This is a genomic window from Aeromonas sp. R5-4 (genome assembly GCF_040908215.1).
GTDB lineage: Bacteria > Pseudomonadota > Gammaproteobacteria > Enterobacterales > Aeromonadaceae > Aeromonas > Aeromonas veronii.
The window spans coordinates 99,964-112,482 of record NZ_JBFODG010000010.1 but is presented as its reverse complement, the minus strand read 5'-3'; the positions used below and the strand labels follow the sequence as shown (position 1 = coordinate 112,482).

The following is a 12,519-nucleotide window of genomic DNA, read 5'->3' as shown; positions in this document are numbered from 1 at the left end:
ACCATGAAGATCACCCACCTGTTGAAAGTGACCCTGCTGGGGTTGATGTTGTCACTGCTGGCCGGTTGCCAGAGTGCCCCCAAGGGGTTGACCCCGGAGCAAATCGCCGTGCTCAAGGAGCAGGGCTTTTATCTGACCGATGAGGGGTGGACGCTGGATCTGGCCAACCGGGTGCTGTTTGCCAACAACGTGGGGGCGCTCAATCCCCAGACTCGCCAATCCGTTGAAAAACTGGGTAAAACACTGCTTGGCGTAGGGTTGGACAAGGCGCGGGTGGATGGCCACACCGACAATACCGGCGAGAGCAGCTACAACCAGCAGCTCTCCCTGAAGCGGGCCCAGTCGGTGGCCGATGTGCTGGTCTCGGTCGGCATGAAGCCAGCCAATCTGGAGATCCATGGCCGTGGCGAGACCATGCCGCTGGCGGATAACAAGACCAGAGAGGGCCGGGCCGCCAACCGCCGGGTTGCCATCGTCATCAGCGATCAATAACCCTTTCATCGTTTCGTTACCCATAAAAAAGAGCGCCCGACCGGCGCTCTTTTTGATCGCGACAGCTGGGGTCGCGAGGGCATCTGGGGCAGGGTTACTGCGCGCTATTTTGCCCGTTATTGTCGTGATGGCTGCGCAGGCGGATGTTGATCATCTCTACCACCAGCGAGAAGGCCATGGCGAAGTAGATGTAGCCCTTCGGAATATGCAGGTCCATCCCCTCGGCCATCAGGGCGAAGCCCACCAGGGTGAGGAAGGAGAGGGCCAGCATCTTGATGGTGGGGTGGCTGTCGACGAAATCACCGATGGATTTGGCGGCAAACATCATGATGAAGACGGCGATCATGATGGCCAGCACCATCACCGGCACGTGATCGGCCATGCCGACCGCGGTGATCACCGAGTCGAGGCTGAACACGATATCGAGGATGGCGATCTGGATCAGGGTGCTGATAAAGCCCGAGGCCGCTTTGCTGACGCTCTCCGGCTCAGCCGCCCCTTCCAGGGTGACGTGGATCTCGTGGGCACTCTTGCCGATGAGGAACAGGCCCCCCAGCAGCAGGATCAGGTCGCGGCCGGAGATGGCTTCACCCAGCACGGTGAAGAGCGGATCGGTGAGGCGCATCACCCAGGCCAGCGATAGCAGCAGCAGGATCCGGGTACCCATGGCGAGCCCCAGACCCAGAATGCGCGCTTTTTGACGCTGCGCCTCCGGCAGGCGACCCACCAGGATGGAGATAAAGATGATGTTGTCGATGCCCAGCACGATTTCGAGCAGGGTAAGGGTGGCGAGTGCGACCCAGGCAGAGGGATCAAGAACCCATTCCAGCATGATTGAACCTTGGTTGAAAATTGGTTGGAAAATTGAAGCAGCGCATTCTAGCAGGGGCGCCACTGCTTGTCCCAGAGGGGGGAAAAGATAAAAATGGTGGCCATCGCAAGGGAGGCAGGCATGTTTCGATTAGGGTTCATTATTAATCCGGTCGCCGGGATTGGCGGTGCAGTGGGGCTCAAGGGCAGTGACGGCGTGGTGGATGAGGCGCTTGCTCGTGGTGCCGTGCCCAAAGCGCAGGAGCGGGCGCGGCAAGCCTTGTTGCCACTGTGCGAGCTGAGCGTCCCGTTCGAACTGCTGACGGTGGCGGGAGAGATGGGGGAGGCGGTGGCCCGCGAGCTGGGGTTGCCCTGTCGGGTCATCTATCAACCGGTCGGGGAGAGCACCTCGGCCGATGATACCCGCCACGCCGCCGGGCTGATGCGCGAAGCCGGGGTCGATCTGCTGCTGTTTGCCGGTGGCGATGGCACGGCGCGGGATATCTGCGCCGCGGTGGGGGAGTCTTGCCATGTGCTCGGCATTCCCGCGGGGTGCAAGATCCACTCCGGCGTCTACGGGGTGACGCCTGCCGCCAGCGGGCGGGTGGTGGCGCGGATGATCGCAGGGGAACTGCTCAGCCTGATCGATGCCGAGGTGCGCGACATCGACGAGGAGGCGTTTCGCGCGGGCAAGGTGCGGGCCCGCCACTACGGCCAGCTGAAGGTGCCCGGCGATCTGCGTTACGTACAGGCGGTAAAACAGGGGGGCAAGGAGTCCGAAGAGCTGGTGTTGGCGGATCTCGCCGCCGGTGTGGTGGAGCAGATGGAGCCCGATACCCTCTATCTGATGGGCTCCGGCAGCACGGTGGCAGCCTGTATGGCAGAGCTCGGTCTGGAAAATACTTTGCTCGGTGTGGATCTGGTGGAAAATGGCCGACTTATCGGGCAGGATCTCAGCGCCGCCGAGATCCTGACCCGGATCCGCGGCCGTCGCTGCCGACTGATCATTACCCTGATAGGCGGACAGGGACATCTGTTCGGGCGCGGAAATCAGCAATTGAGTCCTGAGGTGATTCGGTGTGTCGGGCTGGACAATATCCAGGTGCTGGCAACCAAAGCCAAGCTTGCCGCCCTTGCGGGCAGGCCGCTGCTGGTGGACACCGATGATCCGCAGTTAAACCGGGCGTTGCGTGGTTATCTGCGAATAACCACGGGATACAAGGATCAGGTCATCTACCCGGTGGCCAACCCGGAATAGGACGCCAAGGACGCTGCTGGCCTGGCGCCAGAGAGCTGCAATCAACCGGATTGCGGTTCCATACCCCCGAATTTTTTGCCGCAAATGAGGCTGCGTTACATGACGATTCACGATTTTGAGCACAAGTTGTTGGGACTGATCGACAGCATGGTTGCCACCGCGACCGACGATGAGCTGTTTGCGGGGGGTTACCTGCGAGGTCATATCTCATTGGCGGTTGCCCAGGCCGAGCTGGAAGGCAAGACCCTGGTGCGGGACGTCAAGAGCTATGTGCTGCGCAGCCTCAACGAGGCGATCTTGCAAGGTGAGCTATCTGAAGAGGATGAAAAACTGGTGCAGGCGATGTGGAGTCGTTTGCAACAAGACGCAGAAGCTTGATCGGATACACAATTCAAACTGAAGTTTGAGTTTATCCTTCCCCTGAAGTTAGTGAAAGGTTAATAATAAGTTTCGCCTTTTGTTTCAGGGATTAAACTATGGCCTCCTCCTCACGCATTGCCAATAAACTGCCGCTCGAGATGCTCTATCACTGGGAGCGGCAGTGTCCTGATCGAACCTACCTGCGTCAAACCATCAACCGCGAATATGTCGATTTCACCTGGGGTGAAGTGGCCGATGAAGCGCGGCGGATGGTGACGGCCTTGCGTCACCTCGGTCTGGTGGCCGGTGACAAGGTGGCGCTGCTCTCCAAGAATTGCGCCCAGTGGTTTATCGCCGATCTGGCGATGCAGATGGGGCAATACGTGAGCGTGCCCATCTACCCGACTGCCAACGTCGACACCATCGAATATGTGCTGCGCCACAGCGAAGCCAAAGCGATCTTCGTCGGCAAGCTGGATGACTGGAAGAGTCAGGAGGCTGGCGTACCCACCGATCTGCTGCGCATCGCCTTCCCCTATGACACCATGCCAGCCAGCCACCAGTGGGACGATCTGCTGGAGGCGCATGAGCCGATCCCTGACAGCCCGGTGCAGGCCCCTGACTCCCTGCTGAGTCTGGTCTACACCTCCGGCAGTACCGGCAAACCGAAAGGGGCCATGCTGAGCGTCGAGCGCTACGCCTGGTCGTGCGAGAAGCTGGTGGAGACGGTGAGCCTGAGCCAGGCCGATCGGGGCTTCTCCTACCTGCCGCTGGCCCATATTACCGAGCGGGTCTACATCTACGGCGGCAGCCTCTATGGCGGCGCTACCATCGCCTTTCCCGAATCCCTCGACACCTTTATTGAAGATGTCAAACGCTGCCGTCCCACCGTCTTTATCTCGGTGCCGCGGCTGTGGGCCATGTTCCGCATCAAGATCCACGAGAAGCTGCCCCAGAAGAAACTCGAACTGCTGCTCAAGATCCCGCTCATCTCCGGCCTTATCAAACGCAAGCTGCAAAAGGGGTTGGGACTGGATCAGGCCCGGGTACTCGGCTGCGGCTCCGCGCCGGTCTCCCCTGCGCTGCTTGAGTGGTATCTGAGCATCGGTCTCAAGGTGACTGAAGCCTGGGGCATGACCGAGAACCACGCCTACTCCACCATCAACTACCCGTTCCGCGCCGACAAGATCGGCACCGTCGGCAAGGCGGGGATTGGGGTGACCATCAAGATCTCCGACGAGGGGGAGATCCTCTGCCGCTGCGAAGGGATGATGCTGGGTTACTACAAGGATCCCGAGCACAGCGCCGAGGCCATCGATGCCGAGGGGTGGCTCCACACCGGCGATATGGGCAAGCTGGACAAGGAGGGTTATCTCACCATCACCGGCCGGATGAAGGATGTGTTCAAGACCGCCAAGGGCAAGTATGTGGCGCCGGTGCCCATCGAGGGACTGCTGGGGCAGGAGCCCATTATCGAACAGCTCTGCGTGATTGGTTACGGCATGCCCCAGCCCATTGCGCTGGTGCAACTGGCCGAGAGCGCCATGAAGGGCAATCGGGAGGAGGTCAACGCCAGACTGGAAGCGGCGCGGGTTCGGGTCAACGATCAGCTGGAATCCCACGCCAAGATCCGCGGTATTCTGGTAGTGAAAACCCCCTGGAATATCGAGAACGGCGTGCTGACCCCCACCATGAAGATCAAGCGTCACCTGCTGGAGCAAAAGTACGCCCAGGTCGGGGATCGCTGGCCCTCATCCCAAGTGGTGGTGTGGGAGGAGTAAATCCCGTCTTTCCATAGCCTAACAAACAACAACGGCCCTTGATGGGTCGTTGTTGTTTGTTGGGCATCTCACTCGCCGCTGTTTTGTCGGCGAGTAAAAGCGCGCCCGGTTAGATCTGTGCCAGCGCGGCGGCCAGATCGGCAATCAGATCGTCTGCATCTTCCACCCCGATGCTGAAGCGGATGAGGTCGTCATTGACCCCGGCGGCGAGGCGGCTCGCCTCGTCCATGGCGGCGTGGGTGGTACTGGCCGGATGGCAAGCGAGACTCTCGAGATCCCCCAGACTCACCGCCTGCACGAACAGTTGCAGGTTATCGAGCAGGGTGGCGCAGCGTTCAAACCCGCCTTCAAGTTCAATACTCACCATGCCGCCAAAGCCGCTGGCGAAGGCGCCGAGGGCATCGTGGCCCGGATGGTTGGCAAGCCCCGGGTAGATCACCTTCTTCACCGCCGGATGGGCGGCCAGAAACTCGGCCACTTTCTGGGCATTGTGCAGGTGGGCATCCATCCGCAGCGGCAGGGTCTTTACCCCGCGCTGCAGCAGGTAGGCCTCCTGCGGGCCGATGGGGGAGCCGATATGCTTGAGGGCCACGGTGCGGATGGATTTCATCAGGGCGTGAGATCCCGCTACCACCCCGGCGATGATGTCGCCGTGGCCACCCAGATACTTGGTGCCGCTGTGCATCACCACATCGACCCCGAGCTCCAGCGGACGCAGCAGGTAGGGGGTGAGGAAGGTGTTGTCACACACTGTGATGGCGCCCACCTTGCGGGCCGCTTCCACCACCAGCCGCGGATCCACCACCTTGAGGGTGGGGTTGGTCAGGGTTTCGAACAGTACCACCTTGGTGGCAGGGCGGATGTTGGCCAGCAGATCCCGATCGCTCTCGTAGGCGGTGACCTTGATACCGGCGCGGCTGAAAGTCTGCTTCAAGAAGGCATCGGTGCCGCCGTAGAGCGGGCCGATATAGGCTACCTCATCGCCACTGTCGGCCAGGGCATACATGATGGCGCTCACCGCTGCCATGCCGCTCGCCACCACCAGCGCTTCATCGGCCCCTTCCAGCGCCGCCAGTTTCTGCTCCAGCTCGGCGGTGGTGGGGTTGCCAAAGCGGCTGTAGATAAAGCCGGGGGCTTGACCTGCAAAGCGCTCCTTGCCCGCCTGGGCGCTGAAGTAGCTGAAGGTGCTGCTCTGGTAGAGCGGGGTGGTGAGGGCGCCGGTCTGGGGGTCGATCCGCTGGCCGCTATGTACGCTCATGGTCTTGAATTTCATCGTGTTGCTCCGTGATGGCCAGGCTCTGGCCATGACTGGTTGTGTTTTGTAGTTCGTTACATGTTGTTTTTTGTCTGGTCGGGTATATCCATGCTGCTTGTGGCTTATGCATATACCCGCCTGCGGATCTTTGCGCTGCTTAGGCCGGTATCGCTTCGCTTTCAGTGCGTGGGAGGCGAGTGAATTCCACCGGCCCATAGTGACGCGCCGCTACATCCGGGTGGGAGCGCAGCCGCCCTTTGAGCACGTTCTCCCCTACCTGATAGAAGAGAGGGTTGGTCGGGTCACTCTCCGGCCCTTGCGCCTGCGCTGCCAGCTCTGGGGAGAGGCTGAGCAGCGGCACGGTGGCATCGAGCCGCGCCGCCATAAAGAAGGCGCAGGAGAGGCGCGATACGCCGGGCGGCGGGCTCACCACCCGATGCAGGGTCGCCTTGAGATAGCCGTTTGAGGCTAGCTCCAGCAGCTCGCCGATATTGACCACCAGCGCTCCCGGCAGGGGCGGTGCGGAGATCCAGCCGTCGGCCGTCTCGACCTCAAGCCCCGAGTGATTGTCCTGCATCACCAGCGTCAGGTAGCCAGGATCCTTGTGGGCGCCGACCCCCTGACTGCTGCCGCCCGCCTCTTGCCCCGGGTAGTGAATCAGCTTCATGTGTTGGTAGGGGGCGCCGCGAATACTGTCGTCAAACACGTTGGCCGGTTGCTCCAGCACCTCGGCAAAAGCGGCGAGCAGGGTGAGGGTGATATCGCTCAGCCGATCCTGCCACGCCAGCAGATGGCCTTTCATCTCGGGCAGGGCGGTCGGCCACTGGTTGGGGCCGATCAGCCGCTGCCAGGGTGCACGGGTCAGGGCCGCAGGCAGGGCTTGCGCCTCATTCATGATATCGAACTGCTCTCGCAGATCCGGCCGCGCTCGGGTCAGCTCGGCACCGACCCGGTTGTAGCCGCGAAAGTGGGGGCTGTTGACCATCTGCACTGCCAACTTCTCCTGCTCCGGCAGAGCAAAGAAGCGCGCTGCCAGCGCCAGAGTCTCTCGCTGCTCGGCGTCACTCAGGCCATGCCCTGTCAGATAGAAAAAGCCGACGTCGCGGGCGGCCGCGGCAAGCCTGGCCAGCATAGGGCGACGCACCTCGGGTGCCCCGTTGAGGGCAGCCAGAGCGATGCTCGGCAGTGGTGAATGTTCCATGTGCACCTCCTCACTCTTTCGTTATCTCTGGCGCCATCTCTTCTGCTGCCTCTGGTGCGGGCAGGCTTGATGAGCGGCAAACGGGATGGCGCGACAGTGTGGCGGTATGCGCAGCGGTGTGGCGCCATCTGGAATGAAGGGGATGCTACTGTTCGGCGTTATAAGACGGAAACAACAAATTATTCTTAGTTATATACAAAATTCGAAATGGAATTCGGCGCCTGATGGGCTGACGGGTTTTTGCGCAGCCATTGCGGGGTAAAGGGGCAACGATGAGGGGGAGAGTGATAACCAGAGGCAAGTTACCAGCGGCAATAATGACCAAAGCAGAAGGGAGGCGGATGCCTCCCTTCTGGTTGAGCGGGTGTTCACCTGACCGGAAGCACAGGCGAGTGACCGCGTATTCTGGCCTTAACCGCCTGCTGGCTCTCAGTAACCCAGGGTAAAGCGCTGGCGCTGGTGAGCCGGTTTTTCCACCTCGTTCAGCACGCCATCGGCCAGATCACCGGCGGTGATCCCGGCAGGCTGTTCGCCGCTAAAGAGCACCTGATCGCCACCAATCCGATAGCCGCCGCGCTTCTCGCCCGGTTCGAGGAACACCGGGGGAGAGACAAAGCGCCAGTCGAGGGTGGTTTCACGACGCAGGGCGGTGAGACCGTCGCGGGCCGCCAGCGCCCCCTGTTTCCACTCGGCCGGAAACTCCGGGGTATCCACCAGTTGCACGCCGGGAGCGACCTCCAGACTGCCGGCGCCACCTACTACCAGCAGCCAGCTGTTGGCCGCTTTGGCTGCTGCGACTATCGCGTTGGCGCCCTTGAGGTACTGGTCGTAGATATCCGGTGTGGTCCAGCCCGGGTTGTAGGCGCTGATCACCCGATCGTGCCCCTGGAGCACCTCGGCCAATGCCTGCGGGTTTTGGGCATCCACCGCCACGGCGGTGACCTGCGGATGGGCGGCCACCTTGCTGACATCGCGGACGATGGCGGTGACGTGATGGCCGCGGCTGATGGCCTCGTTCAGGATGGCTGAACCGACAAAACCGCTGGCACCGATCAGGGCAATCTTCATGGGGAACTCTCCTTCACTGTTGGAATGGGGCTATCCTACGCCGCCATTTATGATTTAATAATCACCTCAAAAATGCATTCACTTATAAGCTGGATTTAATAATGGAACAGCTCAGACGTTACGCCATCTTCGCCGCCGTGGTGGAAGCGGGCAGCATGACAGGGGCGGCCAAATCCCTTGGCATGACCCCCTCCGCCGTCAGTCAGCATATCAGCCAGCTGGAGAGCCTGCTCGGGCTGCCCCTGCTCCATCGCTCCACCCGTCGCCTCAGTCTGACCGAGGCGGGAGAGGTGGTATGGCAAGGGTGCCGGGCGTTGCAGCAGACCCTGAGCGAGACCGAGTTGCGCCTCTCGGAGGTGCGCGACGCCCTGCTAGGTGAAGTGCGGATCACCGCCCCGGTGGGGATGGCGGGCCAGCCGCTGGCTCTGGCCCTCTCACCGCTGCTGCAGGCCCACCCCGGCCTCACCATCCAGATCATCGCCGACGACGAGAAGCGGGATCTGATTGCCGAGCGGATCGACGTGGCGCTGCGGGTCGGCACCTTGCCTGACTCGACCCTGGTGGCCCGCAAACTGGGGCAGACCCGGATGCTGCTCTGCGCCGCTCCCGCCTATCTGGCGCGCAAGGGAGCGCCGCGCATGCCCGACGATCTGGCGACTCACGACTGGCTTTGCGGCGACATGCTGGGCAACGGTTTGCTGCTGCTCGATGAAAAGGGTGGCGAACACAGGGTGAGGTTCAAGGCCAAGGTGCTCTGCAATAACGTGTTGCCCTTGCGCCAGTTTGCGCTGGCAGGGCAGGGGATCTCGCTGCAACCGGAGGGAGAAATTGGCGAGGATCTGGCGCAGGGGCGTCTGCTGGAACTGCTGCCCGGTTTTCGGGTGCAGCCGATGGAGATCCACGCCATCACGCCGCAGCGGGAGATCCCGGAGAAGGTGCGGCGGGTGGTGGAGGCGCTGCGCAGCTATTTCGGCACGACGATGTCGTCATGAGCTGCGCCTTAATGGTTGAGAAAAGGCGCCCGATTATCCTGAAGGGGGATTATCCATAAGGCGGTTTGTCGAGAAGGGCGATAGCCCGGATGAGTAGATGGGCATGCTTGACTGTTAAGCATACTTAAAACGAACTGACGGCCCGCACCTGATCTTTGAGCCAATTAAGTCCGGTATCCTGACCGGAGCTCTTGTGCCAACTCATGTAGACGGGGCAATCCTCCGAGAGCCAGGGGAGGGGATAGCTGGCCAGATCCAGCGCCTGCCCCAGCTTCTCCATGTGCCACTGGCTAGCGACGCAGAGCCAGTCGGTACGACTCACCAGATGAAGGGCGGTGAGCAGGGAGTCGCTCTCGTAGGCAATCTGGCGCGGCGGCAGCGGCGCCTTGGTCAGGGTGTTGAGCAGCAAGCTGTCGAGCCGCCTGGTTTGCAATACCACGTGCTTTTCGTTGAAGAAGGTGGCCATGTCGGGGGCCTGGCGGATCCTGGGGTGATCCTTGCGGCAGGCGATGCGCAGGGCCTGGGACATGATCTGCTCGTTTTCGATCCCCTGCTCTGCCATCGGCTTGGTGGCCAGCACCAGATCAACGCTGTGCAGATAGAGGCTGTTCTGGCGCAGGGCTTCGTCCTGCACCTGGGTGTTCCACTCCAGCTGACAGTTGGGGGCTTGGGTCTGCAACAGGTTGTTGAGCTCCGGCAGGAAGAAGATATCGATATCGGGCACCCCCGCGATGCGAAAGGTGCGCCGACTGGTCTGGGGATCAAAGAGATCGGTGCGCTGCAGGCTGCGCTCCATGTCGTGCAGCGGCACCATGATCTCGTGGTGCAGACTGAGCGCTCGCGCCGTGGGGGTGATGCCGCGTCCCTGGCGGACAAACAGCGGCTCGCCCACCAGGCTGGTCAGGCGGCTGATGGCCTGGCTGATGGCCGAGGGGGTCATCTCCATCATTTCGGCGGCCGTGGTGACACCACCATAGCGGATCACCGCATCGAGGACGCGAAAGAGATTGAGATCGACTTGAGACATGGTGGCTACCGTTAAGCAAGATTAAACAGTTAACATACTGAACAGCCTCTTGTCCGGCCAGCATTCCCTGCGATAACTGTGATGTTTCCCTCTCTATTCGTCATCTTCCATCTTGCCGCGAATGCGATCGAGCCTGTTTTGCAGCCATGCTTGAGCCCGGCAGGTGGCCCGCGGCATAGAGTAGCGCGACCAGCAGCAAGCCGCCCAGAAAGAGCCAGCGAGCGTTCCCCCATTGGCCGTTGTCCGTCATCAGGGCCGCCAGCAACAGGGGGCCAAGCAGCTGACCGAGGTTGGCGAGCTGGACAAAAAATCCCTGCACGATGGCCAGTTGTATCGGCCCCTGACTTACTTCCTGCGCTGACGAGAGGATAGCCGGCGGTGACATACCACCCGACAGGGAGAGGGCGAGGCAGAGCCCATAGGCCCACCAAGGCGACAGGGCGGGCCAGAAGGCGAGCATGCCGCACAGCGCCATCAGGCCCAGTGCCCAGCTGATGAGCCGATCTCGCGCCACGCCCCGGCGCAGCAGCCATGCTCCCATCAGGTTGCCGGGAATATTGGCGACCACCGCCAGTGCCGAGAGCAGGGCGATCTGGCTTTGGCCAATCCCGGGGCTGCCTTGCAACATGGTTGGCAGCCAGACAAAGAGCGCCCATAACATCAGGCTGTAGAGCGTGAACGCCAACCCGTAGCGCCAGAGTGCCTTCTGCCGGAGCACCGTGAGTTGGCGCAGCGGGTGGCCCGAATTGATCGAGTTTTGGGGTGCCCCGACCCGCAGTTTATCTGCCGAACGACTGGCCAGCAGAAGCAGCAGGGCCGAGAGTTGCAGAGCCATCAGGATCAGCCAGGCCAGGCGCCAGCCACCTTGCGCCGTGAGCCAGGGGGTGAGCAGCATGCCGGCCGCCGCACCAAGGGGCAGGTTGACCGCCCACAGGCTCAGGGCCAGTCGTTTATCCTCCTCCCGGGTCACCGCCACGATAAAGGCGGGCATGGCCACCGAGACCAGCAAAAAGCCAATCCCCTCGACAATGCGCGACAGCAGCATCATGGCCAGCCCGGTGGCGGGCAGAGCCAACGCCCCGCCTGCCACGATAACCAGCAGCCCGACAACCCCGGTTTGCCTCTCACTCCAGAGGGTCAGCAACAGGCCGAGAAAGAGGCTGAAGAGGATCGCCAGCGTATTGAAAGCCGAGGCGAGATAGCTGGCTTCAAGCAGTGTCAGCCCCAGCTCGCTGCGCAGTATGCCGAGCACGGCGGGCACTTTGCCAAGGCAGAGGGCGCCGCTGGCACCGGCGAAAATGGCGAGGAAGACCAGAGGCCAGCGCGTGCCTTGTGGCTGGTGGCCTGCGAGCGTGTTCATGGCTGAGATTGGCCGTAGTGCAGCCACTCATCGTTGAGCTGGCCAAATTCGCCGCGCTGATAGGCATGCAGCCGATCCGCAATGGCGTCGTGGCTATTCATGACGAAGGGGCCATGTTTGACCAGGGGTTCATTGAGCGCCTGGCCTGAGAGCAGGACGAAGTGACAGGGCTCGGTGGCCTCAAGCTGCAGAGCCACCGCCTCGCCGCCATCGGCAGGCAGGCTGACCCCCATCCCGTGACCTGCCGGGATGAGGTGCCGCTCTCCCTCAGCTTGAAAAGTCAGCGATCCGGTCAGGGGATAGATCATCGCATTCCAGCCTGCCGCCAGCAGATGGTTGAAGCGGCTACCTGGCTCGCTATTGCCATCGAGCAGGGTAAAGGGTTGGGGCAGTTCTGCCGAGTGTGGCGCCGTTATCCCGTTGCTGTGGCCTGCGACCACCCGTACTCGCACCCCTTCGCCATGAAATTCGGGGATGGTGGCAGCGGCTGCGTGGACGGCAAAAGGCGACGCCATCTTCTGACGGGCAGGCAGGTTGACGAAGATCTGCAGGGCGTGGACATAGGGCGATTCCCCCTCCGGCTGCTCGGTATGCACGGCACCGCGCCCGGCCACCAGCCAGTGGAGCGCTCCCGGTTCGATGGGACCCTGATTGCCGAGGGAGTCGTAGTTGACGTGGGGGCTCGTCGAATCCTCGAACAGATAGGTGACGGCAGAGATCCCGGCGTGGGGATGGGGCTCGAAGGTGGGGGCGGTCATCTGAAAGTGATCCACCATCACCACGGGGTCTATCAGACCGTTGAAAAAGTGTTCGCCAAAATGATGTGCTTCAAAGCCGCTGCCAATGCGCAGTGGTTGGCCCTTGACGGGGGCAGAGAGATTCAGGCGTCTGGTCATCGATATAACCTCTTGAAGA

12 protein-coding genes are annotated in these 12,519 nt (G+C 61.7%); 5 read left to right on the top strand and 7 right to left on the bottom strand.

The genetic code is table 11. From position 1 onward, the window contains the following. Positions 1 to 3 precede the first annotated feature (3 nt). Positions 4 to 492, top strand: coding sequence for an OmpA family protein (locus tag AB5Y83_RS03500; protein ID WP_005333642.1), 489 nt, complete (start codon positions 4 to 6; stop codon positions 490 to 492). A gap of 94 nt (positions 493 to 586) precedes the next feature. Here AB5Y83_RS03500 and AB5Y83_RS03495 read toward each other — a convergent pair whose 3' ends face one another. Then, complete coding sequence (locus tag AB5Y83_RS03495; RefSeq protein ID WP_005333641.1) at positions 587 to 1,324, bottom strand: TerC family protein; 738 nt, start codon at positions 1,322 to 1,324, stop codon at positions 587 to 589. Positions 1,325 to 1,444: 120 nt separating this feature from the next. Here AB5Y83_RS03495 and AB5Y83_RS03490 point away from each other — a divergent pair, with 120 nt between their 5' ends. The 3 genes from AB5Y83_RS03490 (at position 1,445) to AB5Y83_RS03480 (ending at position 4,701) form a co-directional block, all read left to right on the top strand. Then, positions 1,445 to 2,560: an ATP-NAD kinase family protein gene (locus AB5Y83_RS03490; RefSeq protein ID WP_181223970.1), complete on the top strand. Its 1,116-nt coding sequence runs from the start codon at positions 1,445 to 1,447 to the stop codon at positions 2,558 to 2,560. 99 nt (positions 2,561 to 2,659) lie between these two features. Next, the gene (locus AB5Y83_RS03485) at positions 2,660 to 2,938 is read left to right on the top strand and encodes a YfcL family protein (RefSeq protein WP_368174717.1); all 279 of its coding nucleotides are present in this window, start codon (positions 2,660 to 2,662) and stop codon (positions 2,936 to 2,938) included. A gap of 98 nt (positions 2,939 to 3,036) precedes the next feature. Next, the gene (locus AB5Y83_RS03480; protein WP_236322567.1) at positions 3,037 to 4,701 is read left to right on the top strand and encodes an AMP-binding protein; all 1,665 of its coding nucleotides are present in this window, start codon (positions 3,037 to 3,039) and stop codon (positions 4,699 to 4,701) included. A gap of 109 nt (positions 4,702 to 4,810) precedes the next feature. On the opposite strand, the gene AB5Y83_RS03475 is transcribed toward AB5Y83_RS03480, so the two are convergent. The 3 genes from AB5Y83_RS03475 to AB5Y83_RS03465 all read right to left on the bottom strand — a co-directional run bounded on the left by AB5Y83_RS03475 (position 4,811) and on the right by AB5Y83_RS03465 (position 8,225). After that, positions 4,811 to 5,974 carry a PLP-dependent aspartate aminotransferase family protein gene (locus AB5Y83_RS03475; protein ID WP_279487534.1) on the bottom strand — a complete coding sequence of 388 codons (1,164 nt, stop codon included), beginning with the start codon at positions 5,972 to 5,974 and terminating at the stop codon, positions 4,811 to 4,813. Between the two features lie 139 nt (positions 5,975 to 6,113). Then, entirely contained in the window at positions 6,114 to 7,157 is a 1,044-nt protein-coding gene (locus AB5Y83_RS03470; RefSeq protein WP_368174716.1) for an isopenicillin N synthase family dioxygenase, read from the bottom strand. 429 nt (positions 7,158 to 7,586) lie between these two features. Then, the gene (locus AB5Y83_RS03465; protein WP_368174715.1) at positions 7,587 to 8,225 is read right to left on the bottom strand and encodes an NAD(P)-dependent oxidoreductase; all 639 of its coding nucleotides are present in this window, start codon (positions 8,223 to 8,225) and stop codon (positions 7,587 to 7,589) included. A gap of 101 nt (positions 8,226 to 8,326) precedes the next feature. On the opposite strand from AB5Y83_RS03465, the gene AB5Y83_RS03460 reads away from it, so the two are divergent. Then, positions 8,327 to 9,217 (top strand): LysR family transcriptional regulator, encoded by an 891-nt coding sequence (locus AB5Y83_RS03460; protein ID WP_368174714.1) that lies wholly within the window; start codon positions 8,327 to 8,329, stop codon positions 9,215 to 9,217. Between the two features lie 124 nt (positions 9,218 to 9,341). Here the strand turns inward: AB5Y83_RS03460 and AB5Y83_RS03455 are convergent, their stop codons facing one another. From AB5Y83_RS03455 to AB5Y83_RS03445, 3 genes are all read right to left on the bottom strand, one after another. Next, positions 9,342 to 10,244: a LysR family transcriptional regulator gene (locus tag AB5Y83_RS03455; protein WP_013723653.1), complete on the bottom strand. Its 903-nt coding sequence runs from the start codon at positions 10,242 to 10,244 to the stop codon at positions 9,342 to 9,344. Between the two features lie 100 nt (positions 10,245 to 10,344). Then, positions 10,345 to 11,604: a CynX/NimT family MFS transporter gene (locus tag AB5Y83_RS03450; RefSeq protein ID WP_368174713.1), complete on the bottom strand. Its 1,260-nt coding sequence runs from the start codon at positions 11,602 to 11,604 to the stop codon at positions 10,345 to 10,347. Next, the gene (locus tag AB5Y83_RS03445) at positions 11,601 to 12,500 is read right to left on the bottom strand and encodes a pirin family protein (protein WP_368174712.1); all 900 of its coding nucleotides are present in this window, start codon (positions 12,498 to 12,500) and stop codon (positions 11,601 to 11,603) included. The genes AB5Y83_RS03450 and AB5Y83_RS03445 overlap by 4 nt, the downstream gene beginning before the upstream one ends. Between the last annotated feature and the right edge of the window lie 19 nt (positions 12,501 to 12,519).